The sequence below is a fragment of the Streptomyces sp. MCA2 genome, assembly GCF_023544705.1.
GTDB lineage: Bacteria > Actinomycetota > Actinomycetes > Streptomycetales > Streptomycetaceae > Streptomyces > Streptomyces decoyicus.
Genome location: NZ_JAMJFM010000007.1, coordinates 118545 through 144639, shown reverse-complemented (window position 1 = coordinate 144639; position 26095 = coordinate 118545). Strand labels below are relative to the sequence as shown.

General features: G+C 71.9%; 24 protein-coding genes. 17 read left to right on the top strand and 7 right to left on the bottom strand.

The window, feature by feature from the left end; all coding sequences use genetic code 11:
- Positions 1-120 precede the first annotated feature (120 nt).
- Both M8I34_RS08110 and M8I34_RS08105 read left to right on the top strand, forming a co-directional pair.
- Positions 121-1095 carry a LysR family transcriptional regulator gene (locus M8I34_RS08110; RefSeq protein WP_250048563.1) on the top strand — a complete coding sequence of 325 codons (975 nt, stop codon included), beginning with the start codon at positions 121-123 and terminating at the stop codon, positions 1093-1095.
- A gap of 128 nt (positions 1096-1223) precedes the next feature.
- On the top strand, positions 1224-1763 hold the full coding sequence (locus M8I34_RS08105) for a DUF4232 domain-containing protein (RefSeq protein ID WP_250048562.1): 540 nt from the start codon (positions 1224-1226) through the stop codon (positions 1761-1763).
- A 6-nt stretch (positions 1764-1769) separates the two neighbouring features.
- Here M8I34_RS08105 and M8I34_RS08100 read toward each other — a convergent pair whose 3' ends face one another.
- Positions 1770-2090, bottom strand: coding sequence for a DUF397 domain-containing protein (locus M8I34_RS08100; RefSeq protein ID WP_250048561.1), 321 nt, complete (start codon positions 2088-2090; stop codon positions 1770-1772).
- A complete protein-coding gene (locus M8I34_RS08095) occupies positions 2087-2872 on the bottom strand; it encodes a helix-turn-helix transcriptional regulator (protein ID WP_250048560.1) in 786 nt (261 codons plus the stop codon). The genes M8I34_RS08100 and M8I34_RS08095 overlap by 4 nt, the downstream gene beginning before the upstream one ends.
- Before the next feature lie 153 nt (positions 2873-3025).
- Here M8I34_RS08095 and M8I34_RS08090 point away from each other — a divergent pair, with 153 nt between their 5' ends.
- From M8I34_RS08090 to M8I34_RS08080, 3 genes are all read left to right on the top strand, one after another.
- Positions 3026-3430, top strand: coding sequence for an ATP-binding protein (locus tag M8I34_RS08090; protein ID WP_250048559.1), 405 nt, complete (start codon positions 3026-3028; stop codon positions 3428-3430).
- 140 nt (positions 3431-3570) lie between these two features.
- Positions 3571-5049: a NarK/NasA family nitrate transporter gene (locus tag M8I34_RS08085; protein ID WP_250048558.1), complete on the top strand. Its 1479-nt coding sequence runs from the start codon at positions 3571-3573 to the stop codon at positions 5047-5049.
- Positions 5050-5311: 262 nt separating this feature from the next.
- Entirely contained in the window at positions 5312-6502 is a 1191-nt protein-coding gene (locus tag M8I34_RS08080; RefSeq protein WP_250048557.1) for a uroporphyrinogen-III synthase, read from the top strand.
- 184 nt (positions 6503-6686) lie between these two features.
- On the opposite strand, the gene M8I34_RS08075 is transcribed toward M8I34_RS08080, so the two are convergent.
- Positions 6687-7463, bottom strand: coding sequence for a class I SAM-dependent methyltransferase (locus M8I34_RS08075; RefSeq protein ID WP_250048556.1), 777 nt, complete (start codon positions 7461-7463; stop codon positions 6687-6689).
- Between the two features lie 227 nt (positions 7464-7690).
- Here M8I34_RS08075 and M8I34_RS08070 point away from each other — a divergent pair, with 227 nt between their 5' ends.
- From M8I34_RS08070 to M8I34_RS08045, 6 genes are all read left to right on the top strand, one after another.
- Entirely contained in the window at positions 7691-8332 is a 642-nt protein-coding gene (locus M8I34_RS08070) for an ABATE domain-containing protein (protein WP_250048555.1), read from the top strand.
- Between the two features lie 101 nt (positions 8333-8433).
- The gene (locus M8I34_RS08065; protein ID WP_088797889.1) at positions 8434-8973 is read left to right on the top strand and encodes a sigma-70 family RNA polymerase sigma factor; all 540 of its coding nucleotides are present in this window, start codon (positions 8434-8436) and stop codon (positions 8971-8973) included.
- Positions 8970-9704 carry an anti-sigma factor gene (locus M8I34_RS08060; RefSeq protein WP_030986822.1) on the top strand — a complete coding sequence of 245 codons (735 nt, stop codon included), beginning with the start codon at positions 8970-8972 and terminating at the stop codon, positions 9702-9704. The genes M8I34_RS08065 and M8I34_RS08060 overlap by 4 nt, the downstream gene beginning before the upstream one ends.
- A 221-nt stretch (positions 9705-9925) precedes the next feature.
- Entirely contained in the window at positions 9926-12430 is a 2505-nt protein-coding gene (locus M8I34_RS08055) for a UvrD-helicase domain-containing protein (RefSeq protein ID WP_250048554.1), read from the top strand.
- A 424-nt stretch (positions 12431-12854) separates the two neighbouring features.
- Entirely contained in the window at positions 12855-14288 is a 1434-nt protein-coding gene (locus tag M8I34_RS08050) for an NAD-dependent malic enzyme (protein ID WP_030986825.1), read from the top strand.
- Between the two features lie 307 nt (positions 14289-14595).
- Positions 14596-14877, top strand: coding sequence for an HU family DNA-binding protein (locus M8I34_RS08045; RefSeq protein WP_030083433.1), 282 nt, complete (start codon positions 14596-14598; stop codon positions 14875-14877).
- Positions 14878-15048: 171 nt separating this feature from the next.
- Here the strand turns inward: M8I34_RS08045 and M8I34_RS08040 are convergent, their stop codons facing one another.
- Positions 15049-15729: an HAD family phosphatase gene (locus M8I34_RS08040; RefSeq protein WP_250048553.1), complete on the bottom strand. Its 681-nt coding sequence runs from the start codon at positions 15727-15729 to the stop codon at positions 15049-15051.
- A 92-nt stretch (positions 15730-15821) separates the two neighbouring features.
- On the bottom strand, positions 15822-16562 hold the full coding sequence (locus M8I34_RS08035; RefSeq protein ID WP_250048552.1) for a GntR family transcriptional regulator: 741 nt from the start codon (positions 16560-16562) through the stop codon (positions 15822-15824).
- Between the two features lie 290 nt (positions 16563-16852).
- Here M8I34_RS08035 and M8I34_RS08030 point away from each other — a divergent pair, with 290 nt between their 5' ends.
- From M8I34_RS08030 to M8I34_RS08015, 4 genes are read left to right on the top strand one after another with little or no spacing between them, the layout of a single operon-like run.
- Positions 16853-18001 (top strand): extracellular solute-binding protein, encoded by a 1149-nt coding sequence (locus M8I34_RS08030; protein WP_374210871.1) that lies wholly within the window; start codon positions 16853-16855, stop codon positions 17999-18001.
- 43 nt (positions 18002-18044) lie between these two features.
- Entirely contained in the window at positions 18045-18938 is an 894-nt protein-coding gene (locus M8I34_RS08025; protein ID WP_250048551.1) for an ABC transporter permease subunit, read from the top strand.
- Positions 18926-19834: an ABC transporter permease gene (locus M8I34_RS08020; RefSeq protein ID WP_250048550.1), complete on the top strand. Its 909-nt coding sequence runs from the start codon at positions 18926-18928 to the stop codon at positions 19832-19834. The genes M8I34_RS08025 and M8I34_RS08020 overlap by 13 nt, the downstream gene beginning before the upstream one ends.
- A complete protein-coding gene (locus M8I34_RS08015) occupies positions 19831-20883 on the top strand; it encodes an ABC transporter ATP-binding protein (protein WP_250048549.1) in 1053 nt (350 codons plus the stop codon). The genes M8I34_RS08020 and M8I34_RS08015 overlap by 4 nt, the downstream gene beginning before the upstream one ends.
- Positions 20884-21191: 308 nt before the next feature.
- Here M8I34_RS08015 and M8I34_RS08010 read toward each other — a convergent pair whose 3' ends face one another.
- Both M8I34_RS08010 and murA read right to left on the bottom strand, forming a co-directional pair.
- Positions 21192-22388 carry a serine hydrolase gene (locus M8I34_RS08010; protein ID WP_250048548.1) on the bottom strand — a complete coding sequence of 399 codons (1197 nt, stop codon included), beginning with the start codon at positions 22386-22388 and terminating at the stop codon, positions 21192-21194.
- A 307-nt stretch (positions 22389-22695) separates the two neighbouring features.
- Positions 22696-24042, bottom strand: a complete 1347-nt coding sequence (gene murA, locus M8I34_RS08005) for a UDP-N-acetylglucosamine 1-carboxyvinyltransferase (RefSeq protein ID WP_053208913.1) — start codon at positions 24040-24042, stop codon at positions 22696-22698.
- Positions 24043-24339: 297 nt separating this feature from the next.
- Between murA and M8I34_RS08000 the strand changes: the two genes are divergently transcribed.
- Together M8I34_RS08000 and M8I34_RS07995 are read left to right on the top strand one after the other, a co-directional pair.
- The gene (locus tag M8I34_RS08000) at positions 24340-25011 is read left to right on the top strand and encodes a YqgE/AlgH family protein (protein ID WP_244414566.1); all 672 of its coding nucleotides are present in this window, start codon (positions 24340-24342) and stop codon (positions 25009-25011) included.
- Positions 25012-25248: 237 nt separating this feature from the next.
- Positions 25249-25929: a hypothetical protein gene (locus M8I34_RS07995; protein WP_244414567.1), complete on the top strand. Its 681-nt coding sequence runs from the start codon at positions 25249-25251 to the stop codon at positions 25927-25929.
- Positions 25930-26095 lie beyond the last annotated feature (166 nt).

Genomic DNA, 26095 nt, shown 5'->3' with positions numbered 1-26095 from the left:
GGTCCAACACCTGGTCAGCGCCCATTCACGCACCTGTGTTGTCAATCTGCGTCAGCCCTAGATCAGCATCGGCACGCATCGGCACGCACCGGCAAGGAGCGCTGCTGCCAGGATGACCCGATGCCGTACGACACCGACCCGCGTCTGCTGCGCGCCTTCCTCGCCGTCGCCGAGGAGCTGCACTTCACCCGGGCCGCCGCCCGCCTCTACGTCGCCCAGCAGGCGCTGAGCCGCGACATCCGGCGCCTGGAGCGGGAGCTGGGTGCCGCACTGTTCGTACGGACCACCCGCCAGGTCGCCCTGACGCCGGACGGGGCGAGGCTGCTGCCGCTCGCACGCCGGGTGTTGACCGCGCACGACGAGCTGGCCGCCACGTTCCGGTCGGCCCCCGAGCGGCCGCTGCTGGTCGATGTGGGGGTCCCGATCGGTACCGCCCACGGGGTGCTGGAGGCGGCCAGGGAGCGGGTGCCGGACAGCTGTGAGCTGGTCGCCCGCTTCCACAGCGGGCTGACGGGTGCGGCGGCCGAGGTGGCGGCCGGGCGGCTCGATGTCTCCTTCGGCCGGGTCGCGGCGCTGCCGCCCGGTGTACTGGCCGGGCTGGAGCATCAGCCGGTCCGGCTGGAGCCGATGGCGGTCCTGCTGCGCGAGGACCATCCACTGGCCGCACGGCCCGCCGTCGCCCTCGCCGAACTCGCCGGCGAGACGCTCTACGCGGCCGCCGGAAACCCGCAGACCGCGGAGTGGACGGACCTGGCCGAGCGGCTCTTCGCGGGCCGCGGCATCGCGACCGCCGAGCCGTTCCCGGAGATCGAGGGCTCGCAGGAATTCGTGCGGGTGGTGCGCAAGCGGGGCTGGTCGGTGCTGGCGAGCGTGGAGTTCATCGAGGTGCCGGGGATGGTGCTGCGGCCGCTCGTCGATCCCGTACCGCTCTCGCCGGTCTCGATGGTGTGGCGGCGGGGGCTGCGGCATCCGGGGCTGGACGCGTTGCGGGCGGCCGCCCGGGAACTGGCCGAGAAGCAGGACTGGTTGACGCTGCCCGGGAGCGACTGGTGGCTCCCGGAGGGGGATGCGAGGGTGATGGGCATACGGGGGTGAGGGGCGTCGGGGATTACGGCCCGGCGTGCGCGGCATTCGGCAGAAGATGTGGTCGCAGAGGCAACCCCGGGCGCACAAAAACTTTCCTAAACGGCAGGGAAATGTGTGCCGAACGAACAGGGGGAGCCATGCGACGGCGTTCACTTCTTGCGGTGGGGGCGGCCGCGCTGACCTTGACCGTTACGGCGGGCCTGGCCGTGACGGGCTGCGGTACGTCGCGGATGACGGCACTGCACGCCAACTGCACGACCAAGGGCCTGCGCTGGAAGCTCACCGTCCTGAAGAAGAAGCCGCACACGGTGCAGCGCGAGGCGCGGCTGTCCATCGCCAACACGGGCGCGGGCCCTTGTGTGTTCCGTGGGTTCCCGGCCTTCGAGGTCCATGTCGGCAAGGGGCCCGAGTCCGGTGCCGTAGGGCATGGCAAGACCCTGCCGATAGACCTGCCGCGCGGCGGTACGGTCCTGGCGCCGCTGCGCTACAAGGACTGCCCCAAGGGCACGCCGCCGAGCGCCGGCATGGTCAGCAACGACACCGCCGTGGTGTCCGCGCCGCGCGACTACCCCGGTAGGCAGGCGGTCGTCGCACGGGACGAGGCGGGCAAGCGGCTGCGGATGACCCTCTGCGCGGACCGGATATGGATGGACCCGCCGCGGGAGGCGGCCGAGTAGCCCCGGTTACGGGGCCGCTGTGGCGGCAGCGTTACGTGCGGCGTACGAGGTGAACGAGGCCCAGGCGCCCGGCGAGAAGTCGAGGTGGGGGCCCCGGGGGTCCTTGGAGTCGCGGACGTGGATGGTGGTGGGGTGGGCGGCGACCTCTACGCAGGCGCCGCCTTCGTCGCCGCTGTGGCTGGACTTGCGCCAGGTGTAGGCGACTTCCAGGCAGTTGCCGCCTTCTTCGGTGCTGTAGCTGGACTTGTGCCAGTCGTAAGCCACTTCGAGGCAGGCGCCGCCTTCATCACTGCTGTAGCTGGACTTGAACCACGTCAGATGGGTCATCGCTCTCCTAGCAGCCGGTCCAGCAGGCCCGTGGTTTCCTCTGCGCTGAGGGCCTGCATTCGCAGCATTCCATACTTATGGACCAGAGCGCTGACCTCATCCTGGTCAGAAATCAGCTGACTGCCGCGGTGCGACTCTGTATATGCCAACTGCTCATAGTCAGGTGTTTCGAGGATCACGAACGGGCCGGAGACACCGGCGTGACTTTCGCGGTTCAGGGGGAGGACTTGAATCGAAACGCCAGGTAGGGCTGCGCAGTCACGCAGATACTGGATCTGCCGCTGCATGACGTCGCGACCCCCCAGGCGACCGAGCAGGACTGCCTCGAAAAGGATGAAGCTGGCGCACATCGGCTGCTCGCGGCGCAGCACGGCTTGTCGCTCTGTGCGTGCAGCCACGCGTCGTTCGGTCTCCTCCTCTCCGAGTGGGAGTACCGTGCAGCGGAATGTGGCGTGTGCGTACTCGTCGGTTTGCAGTAGCCCTGGGACGACCACGGTTTCGTACGTGCAGAGGCTGATCGCCTTCCGCTCGTGGGCCATGAAGCCCTCCGCCCAGATCGGGTACTTCTCCTTCGGTGGCAGCTTGGCCACGCCCGCCGCCAGCGCCCCGCCCGTGTTCAGGAGCTGGTCGAACTCGGTGGCGAGATGCGGCATCAGGGCGCGCCTGCCCTGTTCGATGGAGGCGATGGTCTCCTCGGAGGCGGTGGTGCGCTCCCCGAGGCTGCGCTGGGTGAGGCCGGCGTTGATGCGGAACAGCGCTAATTGGGCGCCGATGACTTCCATGGCTGCGGAGTGTCGGTTCTTGGGCTTGGTTCGCGGCTGCATGGCGTTGCACTCCCCGTACTTCGGTGCCGGTGACCGTGCGTGCGCCCGTACTCACCACGTGTACGGGTTCACCCACTGTGGAGCGTAGTTACTCACTGCGACCGTCGTCGCATGAACGCAGAGACTCAACTTCCCTTTCCACGCGAGCGGTTCTACCGGCGGGAGCGGCGGTCGGTGCCGCTCGCGCGGGAGTTCGTGCGGGCGGCGCTGGTGGAGTGGGGCGTCGGGGAGCGGGCGGAGGCGGTGTTGCTGTGTGTGAGCGAGCTGGCGACGAACGCGCTGCGCCACGGGGTCCCGCCGGGGCGCGGGTTCCAGCTGTACGTGTGGCCGCCCGCGGGCGGGGTGCTGCGGCTGGAGGTGCACGACAGCGGGGACGGGTGGCCGCGGGTGCGTACGGCTGCCGGGCCGGTGGACGAGGGCGGGCGCGGGCTGCTGCTGGTGGAGGGGCTGGCGGACAAGTGGGGCGTGGGGGAGCGGCTGCCCGGCAAGATCGTCTGGTGTGAGTTCGCCGTGTGACGAGGTGCCCGCCCCGCCCGCCCTCACCGCCCACCGCCCCACCCCGTGAGTGCAAGGTTGCGTCCCCGTCACCGGGCGGCACGGTACGGAAACCCGTCGTCCCTAGCGTCAGGGAGCAGGACCTGAACCCTGGAGGCGCGATGACGGCCGCGGCAGCAGATACCCGTAGCGAGAACTCAGACGAGACCCCTGACGACACCCCTGCCGACGGCTGTATCGAGGGTCGTACGAGGCGGGGCGGCCGCTGGATTGAGCACTGGGACCCGGAGGACGAGGGCTTCTGGCGGGAGACGGGGGAGCGGGTCGCGCGGCGGAACCTGGCCTTCTCCGTGGTCTCCGAGCACATCGGGTTCTCCATCTGGAGCCTGTGGTCGGTGATGGTGCTGTTCATGGGGCCCGAGTACGGGATCGATCCGGCCGGGAAGTTCTTCCTGGTGGCGATGCCGACGCTGGTGGGCGGGGCGCTGCGGGTGCCGTACACCTTCGCGGTGGCGCGGTTCGGCGGGCGCAACTGGACGGTGATCAGCGCGGCGATGCTGCTGGTGCCGGTCGCGGTGGCGGCGGTGGTCATGGAGCCGGGCACGTCGTACACGACGTTCCTGCTGGTCGCGGCGCTGGCGGGGGTCGGCGGCGGGAACTTCGCCTCGTCGATGACCAACATCAACTCCTTCTATCCGCTGCGGAAGAAGGGGTGGGCGCTGGGGATGAACGCCGGTGGCGGCAACATCGGCGTGCCGGTGATCCAGCTGCTGGGGCTGCTGGTGATCGGGACGGCGGGGGCCGCGCATCCGCGGATCGTGCTGGCCGTCTATGTGCCGCTGATCGTCCTCGCGGCGGTGCTCGCGGCGCTGTTCATGGACAACCTGGCGCCGGTGACGAACGACACCGGGGCTGCCCTCGACGCCGCGCGGGAGCCGCACACCTGGGTGATGTCGCTGCTGTACATCGGCACGTTCGGGTCGTTCATCGGCTACAGCTTCGCCTTCGGGCTGGTGCTCCAGAACCAGTTCGCGCGCACGCCGCTCCAGGCCGCGTCGCTGACGTTCATCGGGCCGCTGCTGGGGTCGCTGATCCGGCCGGTCGGCGGGCGGCTGGCGGACCGGTTCGGTGGCGCCCGGATCACCCTGGGCAACTTCGTGGCGATGGGCCTGGCCACCGGGGTCGTCATCTACGCCTCGGCGGTGCGCTCGCTGCCCGTGTTCCTCGTCGGGTTCATCGCGCTGTTCGTGCTGACGGGGCTCGGCAACGGCTCCACGTACAAGATGATCCCGGGGATCTTCCAGGCCCAGGCGCTGCGGCGCGGGCTGGCGGGGGAGGCGGCCGCGGTATACGGACGGCGGCTGTCGGGGGCGGCGATGGGGCTGATCGGGGCGGTGGGCGCGGTCGGCGGGCTGGGCATCAATCTGGCCTTCCGGCAGTCGTTCCTGGTGGCCGGATCGGGCACCCCGGCGTTCGTGTCGTTCCTGGCCTGCTACGTGGTGTGCGGGGCGGTGACCTGGGGCGTGTACCTGCGTCCCGCGGCGCGCGGGCGGCGTGCGGCGCAGGCGGCGGACGGGGCGGACGGGGCGGATGCGGTGGCCGTGGACGGGGAGCGGCAGGCGGTGTACGCGGAGGTGTGAGCCGGGGGGAGGGGCGCGGGGCCGTCGTATCGGGCCGCCGCGCCCTGCCCACCCGTACCGCCGCTGCCCGTGCACCGGCCGGCGCACGGGGCGTCGTACGGGTGGGCAGGCGGCCGCCGTAACCGCGGGGAAATACTGGAGGACCGGGACCGTCACGTGCCGTTGACACCTTGGCACCTTGACACCCTGGTATTCGGTGCCGCCCGAGCCGCGGCGGTACGGGAGCACGAGGCAACACCACTCTGGGCGGAGCGGGACGACCATGCACGATCAGCAGCAGGAGCACAGCGAGCAGGAGCGGACGGCGCCGGAGGCGGAACCGGCCGTCCGGCCGCTGGACGGGTTCACCGTCGGGGTGACCGCGGCCCGGCGGGCGGAGGAGCTGGGCGCCCTGCTGGAGCGGCGCGGCGCCCAGGTGATGCATGCGCCCGCGCTGCGCATCGTCCCGCTGCCGGACGACACCGAGCTGCTCGACGTGACCCGGGACCTGATCGACCAGGCGCCCGATGTCGTCGTGGCCACCACCGCCATCGGCTTCCGCGGCTGGGTCGAGGCCGCGGAGGGCTGGGGCCTGGGCGAGGCGCTGCTGGACCGGCTGGCCGGGGTGGAGCTGCTGGCGCGCGGGCCCAAGGTGCGCGGCGCGATCCGGGCCGCCGGGCTGACCGAGAAGTGGTCGCCGGCCTCCGAGTCGATGGCCGAGGTACTGGACCGGCTGCTGGCGGAGGGCGTCTCCGGGCGCCGGGTGGCCCTACAGCTGCACGGGGAGCCGCTGCCGGGGTTCGTCGAGGCGCTGCGGGCCGGTGGTGCGGAGGTGGTCGGCGTCCCCGTGTACCGGTGGATGCCGCCGGAGGACATCGGGCCGGTCGACCGGCTGCTGGACGCGGTGGTGTCGCGCGCCCTGGACGCGGTGACGTTCACCAGCGCGCCGGCCGCCGCGTCGCTGCTGCGCCGGGCGGGGGAGCGCGGCATCCGCGAGGAGGTGCTGGCGGCGCTGCGGCAGGAGGTGCTGTCGGTGTGCGTGGGGCCGGTGACCGCGCTGCCGCTCCAGGCGGAGGACATTCCCACGCTCCAGCCGGAGCGCTTCCGGCTGGGGCCGCTGGTGCAGCTGCTGTGCCGTGAACTCCCGGGCCGGGTACGGACCTTGCCGGTGGCGGGGCGGCAGCTGGAGATCCGCGGGCATGCCGTCGTGGTGGACGGGGCGCTGCGGCCGGTGCCGCCGGCCGGGATGGCGCTGCTGCGTGCGCTGGCGCGCCGCCCCGGCTGGGTGGTCTCGCGCGCGGAGCTGCTGCGCGCGCTGCCGGGGTCGGGCACGGACGAACACGCGGTGGAGACCGCGATGGCCCGGCTGCGGGGGGCGCTGGGCGCGCCGAAGCTGATCCAGACGGTCGTCAAGCGCGGCTACCGGCTGTCGCTCGACCCGCATGCGGACACGGACAAGTACGGCGGGGAGTAGCGGACGCGGGTAAGTACGGCGGGGAGTAGACGGAAGACACTGGCAAGTACGGCGGGGAGCGGCGGACGCCGACAAGTACGGCGGGGGAGCGGCCGGGCCCCGCGAGGGCCGGGCCGGGTCCGGGGCCGTTCCGTCGGGCCCGGGGGCGGCTACTTTCGGCCATGATCGATCCCTCGGACCGGCCCTACTCCGGGTGATTCACGCGGATCTTGGACTGGCCGTGCGGCCGCTTCTCCCAGTCCTCCATGAACCGCGCCTGAAGACCGTGCCCACGGGCCAGTTGCAGCAGGGTCTCGGTCCGGTAGTAGAAGTCCTCGCGCAGCACCTGGTGTTCGGCGCCCTCGGTGCGGTCGAAGGTGAAGTCGAAGAAGCCGCCGGGGGCCAGGATCCGGCCGACATGGGCGAGGCACTCGTCGATGACGCCGATCGGTGAGTGCGAGAAGACGCTGTGCGCGTGGACGACGTCGAAGTGGGCGGACGGCAGGAAGTCCAGCTTCAGGTCGTGCGTGAGGGTCAGGTGCGGCAGTTTGTCCTGGAGTTCGTAGGTCGTCAGGGTCTGCTTCGCGGAGATCAGGATGTCCGGCGAGATGTCGATGCCGTAGTAGTTGCCGGTGTCCAGATGGGCGATGAAGCGCCAGCCCGCGCGCAGATTGCCGCAGCCGATGTCGAGCATCCGGTGGCCGGGCGCCAGGCCGTGCCCGGCCAGGTAGTCGAACTGCATCTCGCCCAGCGCCAGCCAGCGGTCATGACTGCGGCTGCCGACCGCGGCCTCCGGGTTGCGGCCGGCGTCGGAGGCCATCACCGCCCGGTAGTACGCGACGTGGTCGGGGTGCTTGAGGCGGAGCCAGGTGTCGCGGGCGGTGCGCTTGACGTACGGGGTGATCCTGGCCGGATGGCGGACCGCGTACCCGATCTTGTGGGTCAGGCTGGCGCGGTTCGCGAGCAGGGACTTGCGCGACATGGAGACCTTCGTCCTGGAGGGGCGGGGAGCGCTGCGGCATGCGGCGGGCCGGGGGCCCGCTGACCGCCGCGCCGCGGACTATACATGAGATGTATACGCAGAGAGTCTACTTGCCGTGTCTACGTGCGGTGCCTCCATGGAGTGACCGCTTCCGGAGGGTTCCGGCGGGCCCGCGCGCCGGGCACTCTGGGAGCACACACGTTTGGTCCCTAAGGAGTGACAGGCACATGGCGACGCCTTGCGACCTGCGGTTCGACTGCGGGCGGATCTGCCTGGACCTGGCGGCCACGACCGGCGGCGCCCCCGCCGAACGGCTCACCGGCCCCGACCAGTTGCGGGCCTGGCTGGTCGGGGCGGGGCTGGTGCCGCGCGGCACCCCGCTGGACGGCCTCGACGCCGGCTGGGTCGGCCGCTTCCGCGCCCTGCGGGAGCTGGTGCGCCGCCTGGTGCACGACGAGCTGCGGGGCGGGGCGTCCGATGCCGATCTGGCGCTGCTCAACTCCGCGGCCGTGTCCGGGCAGCCGCCCGCCCCGCGCGCGGTACGCGCCGCCGACGGCACCCTGGCCCGCGCCCTCCCCGGCCCGCCCGACTGCGCCGGGCTGCTGGCCGCGGTGGCCCGGGACGCGGTCGGGCTGCTGACCGACGAGGTGGCCCGCGAACAGCTGCGCCAGTGCGAGGGCGAGAGCTGCACCCTGGTGTATCTGGACACATCGCGCGGCCGGCGCCGCCGCTGGTGCTCCAGCGAGGTGTGCGGCAACCGGGAGCGGGTGGCGCGGCACCGCAGGCGCACGACGGTGCGCCGGGCGCAGAACGGAAGCGCTGGTCAGGGCCCCGTGCCCGGCGCGGAAAAATATTCTGCCGAACTCTGAGTAACCCGCCCGTCCCGTCCGTACTCCTCACCGCAAGTCCGATTCATGGCAGGGTCCCCCGGCGATCTTGGGCGATCTGGGCTATCGACCCGGGAGTTGGAGTGCGTAAGGATGCCGTCGTGGCAGACAGGACGACACCTGACGAGGAGCTCATGCGAGCCCTCTATGACGATCACGCGGGCCCGCTTCTCGCCTTCGTCCTGCGATTGGTGGCGGGCGACCGGCACCGCGCGGAGGACGTGGTGCAGGAGACGCTGGTGCGCGCCTGGCGCAACGCCGACCAGTTGCAACGGGCTACCGGCTCGATACGACCCTGGCTGGTGACCGTCGCACGGCGGATCGTCATCGACGGGCACCGCAGCCGGAAGGCAAGACCCCAGGAGGTCGATCCGACCCCTCTGGAGACGATGCCGGCCGCCGACGTCATCGACCGGGCACTGCGCATGATGACGATTTCGGAGGCACTGAGCGACCTGAGCCAGGCCCATCGAGAGGCTCTCGTCGAGACGTACTTCAAGGAACGTACGGTCAACGAGGCAGCGGAGGTGCTGCGCGTACCGGCCGGGACCGTGCGGTCCCGGGTGTTCTACGCGCTGCGCTCCCTGAGACTCTCGCTAGAGGAACGAGGAGTGACGGAGTGAACCCGCCCACGCAGCACACCGACGTCGGCGCCTACGCGCTGGGCGTCCTGGACGCTGCCGACGCCGACCGGTTCGAGGCGCATCTCGTCGGCTGTCACCAGTGTGCGGCCGAACTCGAAGAACTCATGGGCCTGTCACCGGTACTGGCCGAGTTCAAGCAGTCCGCCCCGACCCCGCAGACCATCACGGCCGTGCCCGGCCCGGGGCTGCTGGACGGGCTGATGGGCGAGGTCGCCGCCACCCGGCGCGGCCGTGCCCGGCGCCGGCTGTTCCTGGTCGCCGCGGCGGTCGTGCTGATCGTCGGCGGGCCGGTCGCTGCCCTCTCCCTGAAGCCCCAGGCCCCCGAGGAGAAGCCGGCGCCGCCGCTGGCGAACGCCGTCCGGGCCCAGTACGCGGCGGGCGAGAAGGTGAACTCGGTCGACCCGGACACCAAGGTCTCGGCGGGCGTCTCCATGGAGGCCCGGCCCTGGGGCACCCAGGTCGTCCTGGAGCTCGCCAACGTCAAGGGGCCGCTCACCTGCGACCTGGTCGCCGTCGGCAAGGACGGCAAGCGGCAGACCGTCACCACCTGGGCGGTGCCCAAGGGGGGCTACGGCATCCCGGACGGCGCCATGAAGTGGAATCGCGAGCCCCTGTACGCGGCGGGCGGCGCGGGCTTCAACCGCGGCGATATCGACCACTTCGAGATCAACACGCAGGACGGCAAGAAACTGGCGAAGGTGGACGTCTGAGGCGGGCGGGCGACGCCCCGGGCCGGGTACGGCACGGGGCGCCCCGTCAAGGACCGCCATGCCGACGATCGGCGATCCCCACGACCGGGGCACGCCCGACGTAAAGCCTTGAGTCAACATCCGACCAAACTCGCCCGGCTTTGTCCCTTTCACCAGGTGCGCGCGGTGCCTGGTTCGCGTACGGTTGACGGCTGCCCTACGCACAGCAGAAGGGGGCCTGGGTGGCCGCGCACAACGCCACGCACGCACCGGATCACGCTTCGGATTCCGTTCGCGACCGTGAGATCGAATCCGAGCAGACGCATCTGGACCGCGTCTACCGGCGCCTTGAGGAAAAGATCCACGAGGCAGAGTTCCTGATGGACGACGCCGCCAAGCGCGGCCAGGTCGGCACGCCCGGCGCGCTCGCCGAGCGCGACGCGCAGGTCTTCCAGGCCGGCGCCCATCTCCACCGCCTGAATTCCGAGTACGAGGACTTCCTCTTCGGCCGGATCGACCTGCTCCTCGGCAAGGACGGGAAGAAGGGCCCGGACGGCGCCTTCACCTCCCTCGAACCCGCCGACGGGGCGATCGAGGACAACCGCGCCGCGATCGCCGAGACGCTGCACATCGGCCGTCTCGGCGTGCTCGACGCGGAGTACTCCCCGCTGGTCATCGACTGGCGGGCGCCGGCCGCCGCGCCCTTCTACCGGGCCACCCCGGTCGCCCCCGGCCGGGTCGTCCGCCGGCGGGTGATCCGTTCCAAGGGCCGTAAGGTCCTGGGCGTCGAGGACGACCTGATGCGCCCGGAGGTCACCGCCACGCTGGACGGCGAGGAGCTGCCGGCGGTCGGTGACGGTGCGCTGATGGCCGCGCTGGGCCGGGCCCGCAGCCACACCATGCGGGACATCGTCGCCTCCATCCAGGCCGAGCAGGACCTGGTGATCCGGGCGCCCGCCGCCTCCGTCACCGAGGTCGAGGGCGGCCCCGGCACGGGCAAGACCGCGGTCGCCCTGCACCGCGCCGCCTACCTCCTCTACCAGGACCGGCGGCGCTACGCGGGCGGCATCCTGATCGTCTCCCCGACGCCGCTGCTGGTCGCGTACACCGAAGGCGTGCTGCCCTCGCTCGGCGAGGAGGGCCAGGTCGCCATCCGGGCGCTCGGCTCGCTCGTGGACGGCGCCGAGGCGACCGCATACGACCCGCCGGCGGTGTCCCGTATCAAGGGCTCGTCGCGGATGCAGAAGCTGCTGCGCAAGGCGGCCCGCGGGGCGCTGGAGCTGGCGGCCCCCGCGGCCGCGGCGCCGGAAGAGGCCGACGGGGCGGCGGGCGGGGACGCCCAGCTGTCCCTGGAGGACCTCTTCACCGCGCCCGCGCAGAACGGCGACGACGGTGCCCGCAACGGCCGCCGGACCCGCTCCAGACCCTCCCGGCCCGCCCCGGCCGCACCCGCCCGGCTGCGGGTCGTCGCCTTCGGCGGCCGGATCGAGCTGGACGCCGACGAGCTGCACGCCATCCGGCAGTCCGCGCTCAGCGGCACCGCACCGGTCAATCTGCTGCGCCCGCGCGCCCGCCGGCTGATCCTGGACGCCCTGTGGACCAAGTCCGGCGCGGCCCGCCGCTACACCGACCCCGAACTGGCCGCCGAGGCCCGTGAGGGCTTCGACGAGGACATCACCACCGAGACCGACTTCCAGGAGTTCCTGGACGCCTGGTGGCCCGAGCTGTCCCCGCGCGGGGTGCTCGCCGCGATGGCCGACGAGCGTCTGCTGGGCCGCTGGGCGCGCCGCCTCCTCAACCAGCGCGAGGTGCGCCAACTGGCCCGCTCCCTGCGCCGGTTGGACAGCACGGGGCACGGCCCGCTGTCGGTGCACGATGTCGCGCTGCTGGACGAGCTCCAGATGGTTCTCGGCGCCCCGCTGCGCCCGCCCCGGCCGCGCGAGGCCGATCCGCTGGACCATCTGACCGGCCTGGAGGAGCTCTCGACCTACGCGGACCGCAACGGCGGCGGCCGCAGCCGGCGCGAGCGGCTGGAGGAGGAGCGCACCGACTACGCCCATGTCATCGTCGACGAGGCGCAGGACCTGACGCCGATGCAGTGGCGGATGGTCGGCCGCCGCGGCCGGCAGGCGACCTGGACGGTCGTCGGCGACCCCGCGCAGTCCTCCTGGTCCGACCCGGACGAGGCCGCCGTCGCCCGCGACGAGGCGCTCGGCACCCGCCCGCGCCGCCGCTTCACGCTCACCGTGAACTACCGCAACCCCGCGGAGATCGCCGCGCTGGCCGCCAGGGTGCTGGCGCTGGCGATGCCCGGTATGGAGTCGCCGAAGGCGGTCCGCTCCACGGGCCTCGAACCGCGCTTCGCCTGCGTCGCGGACGGGGACCGGAAGGCCGGGCCCCCCGACGACGCCGCGCTGGCCGAGGCCACGGTGGCCGAGGCGGAGCGGCTGCTGGGCCAGGTGGACGGCACGGTCGGCGTCGTGGTGGCCATGAACCGTCGGGCGCAGGCCCGGCGTTGGCTCGCCCCGCTCGGCGACCGGGTGGTGGCGCTGGGCTCCCTGGAGGCCAAGGGGCTGGAGTACGACGCCACGCTGGTGGTCTCGCCGGCCGAGATCGCCGACGAGTCCCCGGCCGGCCTGCGGGTGCTGTACGTGGCGCTGACCCGCGCCACCCAGCAGCTGACCGTGCTGTCGGCCGGACGGGACGAGCCGGACGCGGCCGGAGTGCCCGACCTGCTGCGGGACTGACCGCGCGCCGGCGCGTGCCGGCACCCGTACGGCGGCCTCGGCCGGGCGCTGCGCGCCGCCGTACGAGGGGTCTTGAAATCGGCCCCGCGGGACGGGATTCGCTTCCGGGGTTGGTTTGTTAGCCTTGGTGACGGCACCGGCCCGATCCAAGCCCCCGGGCCCAACCATCGTCGCTACGAGCGACCACTTGCCGCGAGGCGAGCATGGCGGGTCGGTGTCATGACTTCCGAGAGGCCCACATCACCTGGTGATGTGGGCCTCTTTGCTGCGTAGGCAATTTCTCGTATGGTGGAAGTCGTTTTCCGAAGGCGTCGGCGCTCGCGAACAAAATGTTCGCAATGCGGGGCGGCTACCGCGTACTGCGCGGTAGGTGCGACGATCGGACGGCAATCCAGCGACACGGTGAAAGCAGAGGAAGTCGGCCATGGCAACGGCGCCCAGCGTCTCCTACTCGATGACGGTCCGGCTGGAGGTGCCCGCGAGCGGAACCGCGGTCTCCCAGCTCACCACGGCCGTAGAGTCCCACGGAGGCTCGGTGACCGGCCTCGACGTCACGGCGTCCGGACACGAAAAGCTCCGCATCGACGTCACGATCGCGGCGACCTCCACGGCCCACGCCGACGAGATCGTCGAGCAGCTGCGCCACATCGAGGGCGTCTCGCTCGGCAAGGTCTCCGACCGTACCTTCCTGATGCACCTCGGCGGCAAGATCGAGATGTCGTCGAAGCACCCCATCCGCAACCGTGACGACCTGTCGATGATCTACACCCCGGGCGTCGCCCGTGTGTGCCAGGCCATCGCCGACAACCCCGAGGACGCCCGCCGGCTGACGATCAAGCGCAACAGCGTCGCGGTCGTCACCGACGGCTCCGCGGTGCTCGGCCTCGGCAACATCGGCCCCAAGGCCGCCCTGCCCGTCATGGAGGGCAAGGCGGCCCTCTTCAAGCGCTTCGCCGGCATCGACGCCTGGCCGCTGTGCCTGGACACCCAGGACACCGACGCGATCGTGGAGATCGTCAAGGCCATCGCCCCCGGCTTCGCGGGCATCAACCTGGAGGACATCTCCGCCCCCCGCTGCTTCGAGATCGAGGCGCGGCTGCGCGAGGCCCTGGACATCCCGGTCTTCCACGACGACCAGCACGGCACCGCCATCGTGGTGCTCGCCGCGCTCACCAACGCGCTGCGCGTCGTCGGCAAGAAGACCGAGGACGTCCGGGTCGTGATGTCCGGCGCCGGTGCGGCCGGTACGGCCATCCTCAAACTGCTGATCGCGGCCGGTGTCCGGCACGCCGTCGTCGCCGACATCCACGGTGTGGTGCACGCCGGCCGTACGGACCTGGTCGACGCCGACCCGGACTCGCCGCTGCGCTGGATCGCCGACAACACCAACCCGGAGGGCGTCACCGGCACCCTCAAGGAGGCCGTGGTCGGCGCGGACGTCTTCATCGGCGTCTCCGCGCCCAACGTCCTGGACGGCGACGACGTCTCGAAGATGGCCGAGGGCGCGATCGTGTTCGCACTCGCCAACCCCGACCCGGAGGTCGACCCGGCCGTCGCCCGGCAGACCGCCGCCGTCGTGGCCACCGGCCGCTCGGACTTCCCGAACCAGATCAACAACGTCCTGGTGTTCCCCGGCGTCTTCCGCGGCCTGCTGGACGCACACTCCCGTACGGTGAATACCGAGATGATGCTGGCCGCGGCCGGCGCCCTCGCGGATGTCGTCCTGGAGGACGAGGTCAACCCGAACTACATCATCCCCAGCGTCTTCAACGAGAAGGTCGCGGGCGCGGTGGCCGGAGCGGTCCGGGAAGCGGCGAAGAGCGGCGACCCGGCTGTGACGGCTGCCACGGCGGTCTGAGTACGGCGCGTCGCTGGACACGCCGCCGTTGGGGCCCCCATAGGGTGGCGGGCAGCAAGCGACCGCCGCCCTGTGGGGCCGGCCCGGAGCGGGAATGATACGGAGCGTCACCACTAACGAGGCAGTGGCGCTTTTCGTGTGACCCTCCTGGGTGCCGGATTGGCTTTACCGCCGCAGGTGGGGGCAGGATGCGTAATCGGGCGCGAGGGTCTGGCACCAGACCCGGGTCCGGGGACTGTCCGAGGACCCTGGCAGCATCGGCTTCGATCTCACGCCTCATTGGCAAGAAGAACACGGGAGTACAAACATGAACCGCAGTGAGCTGGTGGCCGCTCTGGCCGATCGCGCCGAGGTGACCCGCAAGGACGCCGACGCCGTTCTGGCCGCCCTCGCCGAGGTGGTCGGCGAGGTCGTCGCCAAGGGCGACGAGAAGGTCACCATCCCCGGCTTCCTGACCTTCGAGCGCACCCACCGTGCCGCTCGCACCGCGCGCAACCCGCAGACCGGCGACCCGATCCAGATCCCGGCCGGCTACAGCGTGAAGGTCTCCGCGGGCTCCAAGCTCAAGGAAGCCGCCAAGGGCAAGTAACACCCCCAGAACGGCATAAAAGGCGGTCATCCCTCCCAGGGATGGCCGCCTTTTCGTGTGCCACGGGGTCCTGTCACGGGGTCCGGCCCGGGGGGTTCCGTCCGGGGCCCGCCCGGGGGCTGCCGCGCGGAGCGGCCTGCGCCCGTCCGGAGCGGCCTGTGCCCGCCGGGATCAGGCGGGCCGGGGGAACGGGAAGTCCGCCAGGTCCACGTCCTCCAGAGAGGCGACCACGGCCGTACGGGGACCGGGCACGATGCCCGGCACGCTCGGTACGGCCAGCAGCCGGCAGCCCGCGGCCAGCGCCGCCGCGGCGCCCGTGGGGGTGTCCTCGACGGCCAGACAGTCCGCGGGATCGACGCCGAGACCGGCCGCGGCGGCCAGATAGGGGTCCGGGTGCGGCTTGCCGCGCGGCGCCTCGCCCGAGGTGACCGACAGCGCGAAGCGGTGCGCGCCGAGCGTGCGCAGCACCAGATCGGCGACATGCCGCTCGGAGGCGGTGACCAGGGCGGCCGGGATGCCCAGCCCCCGCGCCCGGTCCAGCAGCCGCAGCGCACCCGGCTGGACGGTGACGCCGGACGCGACCCGGGCGGTGAAGTCCTCGTCCAGCCGGGCAGCCGTCCGGGTGACACCGAGGCGCACCCCGTACGTGTGCACCAGGCGCTCGGCGGCGGTGTCCACCGGGGCCCCGGCGAAGTCCGCCAGCACCTCGTCCGTGGCCGCCAGGCCCTGCTCCCGCAGGAAGCCGGCCACCGCGTCCAGCCACTGGTGCTCGGTGTCGACGAGAGTGCCGTCCATGTCGCACAGCAGGGCCGCGGGGAGCGTGCGGGCGGGCGGCGGGGGGATCACGGGCATCGGCGGGCTCGCAGTTCGCTGGTGAGGGCGTGAGGGCGTTGGCGCGTTGTGGTGTCGGGGGCGAGGCGCAGGGGCGGGGCGGGGCGCCCGGGTCACTCGGCCTGGGTGCGGGCCAGCGGGTTGGCCTGGGTGGAGTTGCGGACGGTGAAGACCACCGCGCCGGGGCGGTAGCGGTCGTCGGAGGTCTCGACCGGGCGGCCCTCCGCGGTGGTGGTGGTACGGCGTACGCGCAGCAACGGGCTGCCCCGTCGCACCCGCAACTCCCGGGCGTCCACGGTGCCCGCCGCGAGGGCGTCCAAGTGGTGCTCGCCGTGGGCGAAAACCAGGCCGCAGGAGTCCAGGAGAGCCTGGGTGACCGATTCGCAGGCGGCCGGCAGCTCCTCGACGGCCTCGGCGATCCAGCCCGCGTAGACCGTGCGCTCCAGCAACACCGGCTCGCCGTCCAGGGTCCGCAGCCGCAGCACCCGCAGCACCTCGGCGCCCGGCGCCAGTTGCAGCAGCGCGGCCTCTTCCCGGTCGGCGGTGCCGCGGGCGCTCTCCAGGACCTGGCCGCCGGGGGTGTGGCCGCCCGCGCGCGCCCACTGGGCGAAGCTGCGCAGCTCGGTGAAGCTCTGGCTGGGCGCGGTGCTCAGCACGAGATGCCGGGCGCCCTGGCGGGAGCCGATCAGGCCTTCGGCGAGCAGCGCGGCCAGCGCCTGGCGGACCGTGCCGCGCGAGACGCCGTGGGCGGCGGCGAGTTCGGTCTCCGAGGGCAGTGCGCTGCCCACCGGGAGCCGCCCGTCGGTGATCTCCCGGCGCAGGGCCTCGGCGATCTGCTGGTGGCGTCGGGTCAACAGGACTCCTCGCGGCCAGGTCAGGACGTGGCCGGCGGTCTGGCTCCGGGGCTGCGGACAGGGTCGGAACGATCGGGTCAGCTGTGCACAGGTGTAGATATCCACGCAGTCACGGGGTATGCGTCTTACCACTGCGCCAGACTCTAAACCTTTTCCATTATAACGCTTATGACCTGCGGTTTTTATGTCGCCAGGGGTTTATTTCGAGTCCCTCTTGCGGTTACTTTGACGGGGCTTACTGACGGCAGCTTGTTCATACAGGTGGGCTGCCAAAGATCCAGGAGTAACCAGTGAAGCGACCCCGACCGGCCCCCGTGCGCCGGGCGCTCGCCGTCGGCATCGCGGTCCTTGCGGCCGCCACGGCCGCCGGCGGCTGCGGCTATGCCCCGGCCGCCGTCACCGGCAAGGCGGCCACCGCCCGGTCGGCGGCGGACCTCGGCGGCATGGACGCGCTCGTCAAGGCGGCCAAGAAGGAGGGCCGGCTCAACGTCTATGCGCTGGCCCCCGATTGGGCGAACTACGGCGAGATGATCAAGACCTTCGAGCGGAAGTACGGCATCGAGGTCAACAACGAGAACCCCGGCGGAACCAGCCAGCTCGCCCTCGGCGCCGCCGACAAGCGCCGCGGCCAGGACCGCGCCGTCGACGCCCTCGACCTGGGCACCGCGTTCATGCGCAACGCCCAGGGCAAGCGGCTGCTCGCGCCGTACAAGGTCACCGGCTGGTCGGGCATCCCCCGCGCGCAGAAACAGGCCGACGGCTCGTACCTCAACAACTATGGCGGCTACATCTCCATCGGCTGCGACGCCAAGGCCGTCAAGAAGTGCCCCAGGACCCTCGCCGAACTGCTGCGGCCGGAGTACCGCAACAAGGTCGCGCTCAACGGCAACCCGGCCGAGTCGTCCTCGGCGTTCTCCGCGCTCTTCGCCGCCGCGCTCGCCAACGGCGGCTCCTTCGACGACGTCCGGCCCGGCCTGGAGTTCTTCAAGAAGCTCAAGCAGCGCGGCAACTTCGTGCCGGTCGAGTCCTCACCGGCCACCATCCGCAAGGGCGAGACGCCGATCTCCCTCGACTGGGACTACCTCAACCTCGGCTACCGCAAGGAACTCACCGCCAAGGGCGTCGACTGGCAGGTCACCGTGCCGTCCGACGGCCAGTACTCCCAGTACTACAACCAGGGCGTCAACGCCTACGCCCCGCACCCCGCGGCCGCCCGCCTGTGGCTCGAATTCCTCTACAGCCCCCAGGGCCAGAACATCTGGCTGCGGGGCTACTCCCGGCCCGCCCTCCTCGACCGGATGGAGAAGGACGGCACCGCCGACAAGAAGGCCGCCGCCCGCCTCCCCGAGGTCCACGGCACCCCCCGGTTCCCCACACCGGAACAGGAGGACGCCGCCAAGGTGGCCATCAACGAGGGCTGGGGCAAGGCCGTCGGCTGACCCCCACTCACCTCCCTCCCCGCCCCCTGGAGACCTCCCGCGCATGAGTGACCGACCCACGACGGCCGCCGGCCCGCCCGGCCGCCCGCCCCGCAGAACCGGCCGCCTCCACTGGCCCGCCGTCGTCCCGTTCTTCGCCTTCCTCGCCCTGTGCTTCGGCCTGCCGGCCGGCGCCCTGGTGTACGGCGCCTTCACCGCCACCGACCCGGCCACCGGCCACAGCCACGCCACCCTCGACAACGTCCGCCAGTCGCTGAAGGGCATCTACGCCACCGGCCTCGGCGGCAGCGTCCAGCTCTCCTTGATCTGCGCCGTGCTGGCGACGCTCTTCGGCACCCTCATCGCCCAGGCCGTCGTCGGGTCCCGGCGCCCCGCCCTGCGCCGCGCCGTGGTCGCCGCCTCCGGCGTGCTCGCCAACTTCTCCGGCGCCCCGCTCGCCTTCGCGTTCGTCGCGACGCTGGGCACCACCGGCACCCTCACCCGGCTGCTGTCCCTGGACCGCACCGGCTTCAGCCTCTACACCACCGCCGGACTGGTGCTGGCCTACCTCTACTTCATGGTCCCGCTGATGGTGGTGACCGTGCTGCCCGCGCTCGACGGACTGCGCACCCAGTGGCGGGAGGCCGCCGCCTCCTGCGGCGCCACCCGCGGCCAGTTCTGGCGGCACATCGGCATCCCCGTGCTGCTGCCCTCGCTGCTCGGCGGCGCGGTGCTGCTCTTCGGCACCGCCTTCGCCTCGCACGCCACCGCCGCCGTCATGGTCGGCAGCTCGGTGCCGCTGATCACCGTGCAGATCTCCAACGCACTGGCCGGAAACGTCCTGGTCGGCCAGGAGAACCTGGCCCTCGCCATGAGCCTCAACATGGTCGTCATCGCGCTGCTGGTGATGGCCGTACAGATACCGCTACAGCGCAGGAGTGCCCGATGGCTGGGATGACCACCGCCGCGCAGCCGCCCGTGGCACCGCCCTCGGACCGCGCCCCCCGGCAGCGGCCCGCACCCCCGGTCCGCGGCCGCCGCCCCTACGGACGCCTCGCCGTCCTCCTCGTGGCGTTCCTCTACTTCGCGATCCCCGTCGCCGCGTCCCTCTGGTTCACCGTCGACGACCCCGTCAAGGGCTTCTCCCTCGACGTCTACACCGGCCATCTGGTCTCCGGCGACATGCTGGGCAGCCTCCAGCTCTCCGTCGAACTGGGCCTGGCCACCGTCGCGCTGGGCCTGCTGCTGGTCGTCCCCGCCATGGTCGTCGTCCACCTGCGGCTGCCCCGGCTGCGCCCGCTCGTCGAGATCCTGTGCATGACGCCGCTGGTCGTCCCGCCGATCGCGCTGGTCGCCGGCGTCAACACGGTGCTGTCCTGGGCACCCGGCCTGGCGCGGACGCCCTTCTACCAGACCCTGATGGTCATCCAGAACGAGAACTTCCCGCTCGTCCTCGTCCTGCTCTACACCGTCATGTCGCTGCCGTTCCTCTACCGCTCGCTGGACGCCGGACTGCGCGCCGTAGACCTCAAGACGCTGGTCGAGGCCTCCCGCAGCCTGGGCGCCGGACGGCTGATGACCCTGTGGCGGGTGGTCGTGCCGAATCTGCGGCCCGCCGTCGTCAGCGGCGCGGTCCTCAGCCTGGCCATGGTGCTCGGCGAATACACCGTCGCCTCCGTGCTCGGCTACCGGCCGTTCGCCGTGTGGATGGTGGAGGTCGGCAACGAGGAGGCCGAACTCGCCGGGGCCGCCGCCATGCTGAGCCTCTTCCTCACCTGGGGCCTGCTGCTTCTGCTCACCCTCCTGGCGGGCGGACGGACCCGTCGTACCCGCCGGCAAAGGAAGACGTCATGACCGTACCCGTACAACTCAAGGGGCTGCGCCGGAAATTCGGCGCGACCACCGCGCTGGACGGCCTCGACCTGGACATCGCGCCCGGCGAGCTGGTCGCCCTGCTCGGCCCGTCCGGCTGCGGCAAGACGACCGCGCTGCGCATCATCGCGGGCTTCGAGACCGCCGACAGCGGCGAGCTCACCATGGACGGCCAGGACGTCACCCACGTCCCCGCGCACCGCCGCGACATCGGCATGGTCTTCCAGTCGTACAGCCTCTTCCCCAACATGACGGCCGCCCAGAACGTCGGCTACGGCTTGCGGGTCCGCAAGTCCTCCACCGCCGAACGCACCGCCCGCGCCGGGGAACTGCTGGAACTGGTCGGCCTGCCCGGCCGCGAGGACCACTATCCGCACCAGCTCTCCGGCGGCCAGCAGCAGCGCGTCGCCCTGGCCCGCGCGCTCGCCGTCCGGCCGCGCGTGCTCCTCCTCGACGAACCGCTCTCCGCGCTCGACGCCAAGGTGCGGCTCAGCCTCCGCGAGGAGATCCGCCGCATCCAGCTCGAACTCGGCATCACCACCGTCTTCGTCACCCATGACCAGGAAGAGGCGCTGTCCATGGCGGACCGCGTCGCCGTGATGCAGGGCGGACGGCTCGAACAGTGCGCCGCACCCGCCGAGTTGTACGAGCGCCCGGCGACACCGTTCGTCGCGGAGTTCGTCGGCACCATGAACCGCCTGCCCGGCACCGTCCGGGACGGCGGGGTGGTGGAACTGTTCGGCCGCCGCCTGCCGATCCACGGGGCGGAGCCGGGCACCGAGGGCCGTACGGTCGACGTACTGCTCCGGCCGGAAGGCCTCGCCATCCGTACGGACGCGGGCGCGGAGGGGATGTCCGCGACCGTACGGGTGGCGACCTTCCTGGGCGCCACCACCCGTCTGCATCTGACCACCGAGACCGGCGTCCAGCTCAAGGCCGATGTCCCCAGCTGGGAGGCGGACGGCCTGACACCGGGCGCACGGTGCACGGTCACCCCGCACGAGAAGCCGGTGCTGGTGGCGGAGGGCTGAACTGGGCTTCGCGGTACGGAGTCCCGCTCCGTCCCCGCGATACGCCGCGCGCCCTGGCTCCCCTCCGGGGGGAGGGGAGGCAGGGCGCGCGGGTGGGGCTTGGGGCCGGGGCCGTGACGTGGGGGTGGCGTGGAGCCCTGCTGCCCGGAGGGGGCATGGGGTCCGGCGCCGAGGCCTGCTGCCCGGGTGAGGTCATCGGGGCCGGCGCGGTGGGCCGCTGTCCGGAGGGGGCATCGGGTTCGGTGCGGTGGCCCGCTGCCCGGAGCAGGTCACCGGGACCGGCGCGGTGCCCCGATGGCCGGAAGACGTCACCGGGTTCCGGCGTCCCGCGCGGCGCACAAGGCGTGGTCGACGAGGTCGGTGATGCCCCGGATCTGGCGCAGGGCGGTGTCGTTGTCCCCGGGGCGGCTGTGCGCGGAGACGGTGACGGCGGTCCGCCCGTCCGGGGTGACGCCGGGCCACACCACGTAGCCGAACCCGGTGCCGCTGTGCCCCCAGTACCCGCCGCCGCAGGACAGCGGTATCCAGAGGAGGCCGAGCCCGTCGCGGGTTCCCTGGGGGCCGCCGTGGCCCTCGGTGACCTCGACCGTCCGTTGCATCTCGGCGAGCTGCGCGGGGGCCAGCAGCCGCCCGCGCACCAGCGCCGCGAAGAACCTGTCGGTGTCCGCCGTCGTACTGATCATCGATCCGTCCGCATCCCCGTCGAAGGGGAGGTAGGCGACCGTGGTGTCGGTCATCGGCCCGCCGGGCTCGAACTGCTGGTAGTTGCGGGCATGGGGGCGGGGCAGGAACGGCCGGTTTCTGGGCGTGAGGGTGTGTGTCAGCCGCAGCGGCCGCAGAATCCTGTCCTGGACCTCCCGCTCCCACGAGTGGCCCGTGGCCGCCTTGATCACCATGCCGGCGACGACGTAATTGGTGTTGGAGTACTCCCAGCGCGCGCCGGGGTCGAAAGAGCGCGGATGCTTCATGGCGAAGGCGACGCGCTGCTCGGAGGTGTGGACGGTCCAGCGGTGGTGGCGGTACCCCGCAGCGCTGGGGTCCGGGACGACGTCGTTGACGTAGTCGGGCAGTCCACTGGTGTGCTGGAGCAGCCGGCGCAGGGTGATCCGGCGGCCATCGTTCCCGTGGCCGCGGACCACGCCCGGCAGCCACTTGTCCACCGTATCGGCGAGCGACAGCCGACCCTCGCCGACGAGTTGGAGCAGCACGGTCGCGACGAACGTCTTCGTGTTGCTGCCGATCCTCACGTACCCGTCCGTGGGCGGCGGCTGCCCGGTGCCGAGATCTCCCATTCCGCTGCGGACGGTACGCACCCCACGGGGCGTTTCCAGCCGGACCGATACTCCGGTGACACCGGCGTCCCGCAGCGCGTCGGCATCGCGTTGCAGCGGGGAGGTCCGGGCGGCGGCCACCGCTCCGGACCCGGAGGGTAAGAGCGCCGTGAAGAGCGCGACAGAAAGGACGGCCGCTGTCCGGCGCGTCATCCGACGTTGCGTGATTGACATGGCCCGACCGTAAGAGCGGGCCGGGGCGGAGAACATCCGGCCTGCCAGAGGTCTCATGGTGGGGTTCTCCACCGGCAGGGGCGGGTGTGCGGGTGGGGTGGGGGAGCGGTGGAAACGGCTCCCTCAGCCGTCAGGCGGGCGGTGCGCCGACCCCTCAGCCGGGCAGCACGCCGACCCTCGGCCGGGCAGCGCACCGACCTCAGCCGGGTGCGCCGCCCTCAGCCGCGCGATGTCCCACGGCCCCGGGCGGGCAGTGCGCCGACCTCGGCCGGGCACTGCACCAGCCTCAGCCGGCCGTTGTCCCGCCTCAGTTGGGCAGTGCGCCGTTCGGCAGTTCGACGTCGGCGCCCAGTTCGACGAGCTTCTCCATGAAGTTCTCGTAGCCGCGGTTGATCAGGTCGATGCCGTGCACCCGGGAGGTGCCCTGCGCCGCCAGCGCCGCGATCAGGTACGAGAAGCCACCGCGCAGGTCGGGGATGACCAGGTCGGAGCCCTGGAGCTTGGTGGGCCCGGAGACGACCGCGGAGTGCAGGAAGTTGCGCTGCCCGAAGCGGCAGGCGGAGCCGCCCAGGCACTCCCGGTAGAGCTGGATGTGCGCGCCCATCTGGTTGAGCGCGGAGGTGAAGCCGAGCCGGGACTCGTAGACCGTCTCGTGCACGATCGACAGGCCCGACGCCTGGGTGAGCGCGACGACCAGCGGCTGCTGCCAGTCGGTCTGGAAGCCGGGGTGGACGTCGGTCTCCAGGGCGATGGCGTTGAGCAGGCCGCCCGGGTGCCAGAAGCGGATGCCCTCGTCCTCGATCTGGAAGGCGCCGCCGACCTTGCGGAAGGTGTTGAGGAAGGTCATCATCGACCGCTGCTGTGCGCCGCGGACGTAGATGTTGCCCTCGGTGGCCAGCGCCGCGGACGCCCAGGAGGCCGCCTCCAGGCGGTCCGGGAGGGCGCGGTGGGTGTAGCCGTCGAGCTTGTCGACACCGGTGATCCGGATCGTCCGGTCGGTGTCCATGGAGATGATCGCGCCCATCTTCTGCAATACGCAGATGAGGTCCTCGATCTCCGGCTCCACGGCGGCGTTCGACAGCTCGGTGACGCCCTCGGCCAGGACGGCGGTCAGCAGCACCTGCTCGGTGGAGCCGACCGACGGGTACGGCAGCCGGATCTTGGTGCCGCGCAGACGCTGCGGGGCCTCCAGGTACTGCCCGTCGGCGCGCTTCTCGATCGTCGCGCCGAACTGGCGCAGCACGTCGAAGTGGAAGTCGACCGGGCGGCCGCCGATGTCGCAGCCGCCCAGGCCCGGGATGAAGGCGTGGCCGAGCCGGTGCAGCAGCGGGCCGCAGAAGAGGATCGGGATCCGTGAGGAGCCCGCGTGTGCATCGATGTCCGCGACGTTGGCGCTTTCCACGTGCGACGGGTCGAGGATCAGCTCGCCCGGCTCGTCACCGGGGCGCACCGTGACGCCGTGCAGCTGGAGCAGCCCGCGCACCACGCGTACGTCGCGGATGTCGGGCACATTGCGCAGCCGGCTGGGGCCGCTGCCGAGCAGGGCGGCGACCATGGCCTTCGGCACAAGGTTCTTCGCACCGCGAACCCGGATCTCGCCCTCGAGCGGGGTGCCGCCGTGGACAAGCAGTACGTCGTCAGTAGAGACGGTCATGGATCTCGCGTTCCTGGAGACGGGCAGGGGCCAAGCTGAAATGGTAAGGGCGGGCGGGGGTGAGTCCGTAGGCCCGTGCAGCCTCTGTGCATGTAATGGCTTTGTCACAACACGCTCCGCTACGATCCGCCTTTGATCTGTAATCGCCTTTTGACTGAAAATGCGGGGGAATGTCTTGAATGGCCTATCCGGCGCCGACGTTGTGCGCCGGTGCTGCCGCCGTACGCCCTGCCCTGCTCTCGGCCGGGTCCGGGCGTTGACTCCCCGCTCCGGGCAGAAGTGCGGGATCATGTGGCCATGACCGAGGTGTCCTCGCTCACAGGGCGGCTTCTTGTCGCGACCCCCGCGCTCGCCGATCCGAATTTCGACCGCGCGGTGGTGCTGCTCCTCGACCACGACGAGGAGGGCTCCCTCGGCGTGGTCCTCAACCGTCCCACGCCGGTCGGCGTCGCCGACATCCTCGCGCCCTGGGCCGCGCTGGCCGGCGAGCCCGGGGTGGTCTTCCAGGGCGGCCCGGTGTCGCTGGACTCGGCGCTCGGGGTGGCCGTGGTGCCCGGCGGGCTGTCCGGTGAGGGCGGTATCCCGTCGGTGGACAGCGGCGCCCTGGCCAACGGCGACGGCGCGGAGACGGCCGGCGCACCGGCCGCGGACCGGGCGGGCGTCCAATCGGGTGACGAGCCGCTGGGCTGGCGCAGAGTGCACGGCGCGATCGGCCTGGTCGATCTGGAGGCCCCGCCGGAACTCCTCGCGGCGGTGCTCGGCAGCCTGCGGATCTTCGCCGGTTATGCGGGCTGGGGTCCGGGCCAGCTGGAGGACGAACTGGTCGAGGGCGCCTGGTACGTCGTCGAGTCCGAGCCCGGCGATGTCTCCTCGCCCGACCCGGAACAGCTGTGGCGCGCGGTGCTGCGCCGGCAGCGCAACGAGCTGGCGATGGTGGCCACCTATCCGGACGATCCGTCGCTGAACTGACCCTGGCCGGGTGGTGTTTCGGGGTGATCCCGGGCGGATGCCCGAGGGGCGTGGCCGGGATCCGGGCCGCGGCGGACGGCGGTCATGCCGAAGCCGCCACATTTTTGTTGACGACTTGATTATTGTGACGGCTTCGTCATGGGGAATTGTCAGCCCCCGTCGCTATCGTTCGAGACGACAGGGGACGGTGCGCGGTCGCGTCGGCGGGACCGCGCTGGACAAGCGGGGGAGAGCGCCATGCACAGGCCGAGCGTGCCCGAGGACCTGGATCACCCGGAGCGCCTGTGGGCGCGCGCCGCGACGCTGGCGGTAGTGGCGGCCGCCATGGACGACGGAGACGAATTCTCCTGGGGCGACCTGGGATTGCAGTGCTGGAACGGCGGTGGAAGCTACTGGTGGCGGCTGAAATTGTTCGAGGACGGCCGGGCCCTGCTGTGCGGCCAGGACTCGGACGGCAGCCATACGCACAGCGGCAGCCGGCAGATCGACTTCCTGGACGGCGGCCCCGCATGGCTGCCCTGGGAGCAGTTGCGCGAGGACGCCGAGGGCAATCTCTTCGGGTTCGTCTACTGGTGGCAGGACGGCGCCTGGGCCCGCGCGCCGTACCCCGAGAAGATGCCGGACGACGGCCTGGAGATGGCCATGAGCTGGGTCGCCCCCGGTGACGACGCGGTCCGGGACATCGTCGAGGACCTCGTGGCCCGCACGGAGACCGAGGTCGACGCCCTGGCGGCGGTCCGGGCCTTTCTCGCCGCCGCCGAGGCCCGCAGCGTCGGTGCCGAGGACATCAGCACGCTCCTGGACGCGGTCTGCGGCCAGGATTCCTGGTACGAGGTCCGGCCGGACGCCGCGCTGGCGTTCGCCACGAAGCTGGGCCTGACGGCCGGGGCGCGGGGCGGGATGGCGGTGGCTTCCTAGGGGAGACCCTCCCCGGGGCGGGCCCTCCAGGGGCGGTGGGCCCTCACCGGCCCTGGTGCCCCAGCAGCACCGGTTGCCGGTGCTGCGCGCCGAGCGTGGCCGGGGCGGCGGCGGGTCCTGCGCTCCGCCTGGCGGCGGGCCGACGCTCCCGGGTTGCGGCGCGCGT

Excerpts from the sequence above, each read along its gene's own strand:
- M8I34_RS08110 (WP_250048563.1), top strand. The coding sequence starts at position 121 with ATGCCGTACGACACCGACCCGCGTCTGCTGCGCGCCTTCCTCGCCGTC.
- M8I34_RS08105 (WP_250048562.1), top strand. The coding sequence starts at position 1,224 with ATGCGACGGCGTTCACTTCTTGCGGTGGGGGCGGCCGCGCTGACCTTG.
- M8I34_RS08100 (WP_250048561.1), bottom strand. The coding sequence starts at position 2,090 with ATGACCCATCTGACGTGGTTCAAGTCCAGCTACAGCAGTGATGAAGGC.
- M8I34_RS08095 (WP_250048560.1), bottom strand. The coding sequence starts at position 2,872 with ATGGAAGTCATCGGCGCCCAATTAGCGCTGTTCCGCATCAACGCCGGC.
- M8I34_RS08090 (WP_250048559.1), top strand. The coding sequence starts at position 3,026 with ATGAACGCAGAGACTCAACTTCCCTTTCCACGCGAGCGGTTCTACCGG.
- M8I34_RS08085 (WP_250048558.1), top strand. The coding sequence starts at position 3,571 with ATGACGGCCGCGGCAGCAGATACCCGTAGCGAGAACTCAGACGAGACC.
- M8I34_RS08080 (WP_250048557.1), top strand. The coding sequence starts at position 5,312 with ATGCACGATCAGCAGCAGGAGCACAGCGAGCAGGAGCGGACGGCGCCG.
- M8I34_RS08075 (WP_250048556.1), bottom strand. The coding sequence starts at position 7,463 with ATGTCGCGCAAGTCCCTGCTCGCGAACCGCGCCAGCCTGACCCACAAG.
- M8I34_RS08070 (WP_250048555.1), top strand. The coding sequence starts at position 7,691 with ATGGCGACGCCTTGCGACCTGCGGTTCGACTGCGGGCGGATCTGCCTG.
- M8I34_RS08050 (WP_030986825.1), top strand. The coding sequence starts at position 12,855 with ATGGCAACGGCGCCCAGCGTCTCCTACTCGATGACGGTCCGGCTGGAG.
- M8I34_RS08045 (WP_030083433.1), top strand. The coding sequence starts at position 14,596 with ATGAACCGCAGTGAGCTGGTGGCCGCTCTGGCCGATCGCGCCGAGGTG.
- M8I34_RS08040 (WP_250048553.1), bottom strand. The coding sequence starts at position 15,729 with ATGCCCGTGATCCCCCCGCCGCCCGCCCGCACGCTCCCCGCGGCCCTG.
- M8I34_RS08025 (WP_250048551.1), top strand. The coding sequence starts at position 18,045 with ATGAGTGACCGACCCACGACGGCCGCCGGCCCGCCCGGCCGCCCGCCC.
- M8I34_RS08020 (WP_250048550.1), top strand. The coding sequence starts at position 18,926 with ATGGCTGGGATGACCACCGCCGCGCAGCCGCCCGTGGCACCGCCCTCG.
- M8I34_RS08015 (WP_250048549.1), top strand. The coding sequence starts at position 19,831 with ATGACCGTACCCGTACAACTCAAGGGGCTGCGCCGGAAATTCGGCGCG.
- M8I34_RS08010 (WP_250048548.1), bottom strand. The coding sequence starts at position 22,388 with ATGTCAATCACGCAACGTCGGATGACGCGCCGGACAGCGGCCGTCCTT.
- murA (WP_053208913.1), bottom strand. The coding sequence starts at position 24,042 with ATGACCGTCTCTACTGACGACGTACTGCTTGTCCACGGCGGCACCCCG.
- M8I34_RS08000 (WP_244414566.1), top strand. The coding sequence starts at position 24,340 with ATGACCGAGGTGTCCTCGCTCACAGGGCGGCTTCTTGTCGCGACCCCC.
- M8I34_RS07995 (WP_244414567.1), top strand. The coding sequence starts at position 25,249 with ATGCACAGGCCGAGCGTGCCCGAGGACCTGGATCACCCGGAGCGCCTG.